Raw genomic sequence first — 1113 nt, 5'->3', positions numbered from 1 at the left:
ATTGAAGTTGGAGTGATTGTACTTAACAAAGATGGAGTTCTTGAACACAACGAAGGAACATTCAAAACTCATGAACAAGAATTAGTTGGTGCATGGGCTAGAGTTCATTTAAAAAACACAGAAATCCCAGTATATGTTGCGGTATCTTATGATGAATACGTTCAAATGAAAGATGGACACCCTAATAAGATGTGGACTAATAAACCATGTACAATGCTTGGAAAAGTAGCCGAAAGTCAAGCGTTGAGAATGGCATTTCCTGCCGAGTTTTCAGGAACTTATGGCGAAGAAGAGTTTCCTGAGCCAGAAAAAGAACCTCGTGAAGTGAATGGAGTTAAAGAGCCTGATCGTGCTCAAATCGAGTCTTTTGATAAAGAAGACTACGCAGCAAAGAAGATTGAAGAGTTGAAAGAAAAAGCTCAACCTCAAAAAGAAGTTGTTGAAGAAACTGGCGAAGTTATTGATGAAGAGCCTTTGGAGGGATTCTAAAATGAGTGCAGTTATTGAAAACGAAGAAGTCAAGGATATCGAGATTGATTTTAAGCCAGCCGTTATAAATATTCTTGAAGAAGAAAAATTCAAAGAATATATCAATCGAGTCGTTGCAGAATATACCGGCCACGTTCCAAGCGTAGAAAATTTAACGGTTGATAGAAAAACTCGGGCGAGCTTGAATAAACTAATTACTAAGATTGAAACAAGACGTAAAGAGATTAAAAAATCAATTAATGCCCCTTACGCAGAGTTTGAACGTTGGTACAAAAAAGCGATTGCTCCAATGGAAAAAGTCATTGAAACAATTGATGCAGGAATCAAAAAAATTGAAGCTGAGCAAAAAGAATCAAGAAAAAAAGTTGTTCATGAATTATTGGTTGAACTGACAACAGACACAGAAGTAGATTCACGAATCTTTGAAAACTTTGTTGATGATTGGGCCAAATCATCAAACTTTAATGATATTAAGCCTAAAAAACAGCTTATTGATTCTATTACTTATGTCATTGATGGTGAAAAGCAAAAGATTGCTGAATACAAATCTGCAAAACAAAGTATTTCAGACTTTTGTTTCGGAAACAATATAACTAGTACACCGTATATTAGAATGCTTGATAG

The 1113-nt window shown here is 35.3% G+C and carries 2 protein-coding genes; both read left to right on the top strand.

What is annotated here, in order from left to right; all coding sequences use genetic code 11:
• Nucleotides 1-489: recombinase RecT (locus ABT112_RS35290; protein WP_351515845.1), on the top strand; the 489-nt coding region annotated here is incomplete at its 5' end.
• A 1-nt stretch (nt 490) separates the two neighbouring features.
• A partial coding sequence (locus ABT112_RS35285) for a DUF1351 domain-containing protein (RefSeq protein WP_351515844.1) occupies nt 491-1113 on the top strand: 623 nt, incomplete at its 3' end.

Source organism: Streptomyces sp. NPDC002055 (assembly GCF_040296705.1).
Lineage (GTDB): Bacteria > Actinomycetota > Actinomycetes > Streptomycetales > Streptomycetaceae > Streptomyces.
The sequence above is the reverse complement of the archived record's forward strand: the minus strand, read 5'-3'. Positions and strand labels throughout refer to the sequence as shown.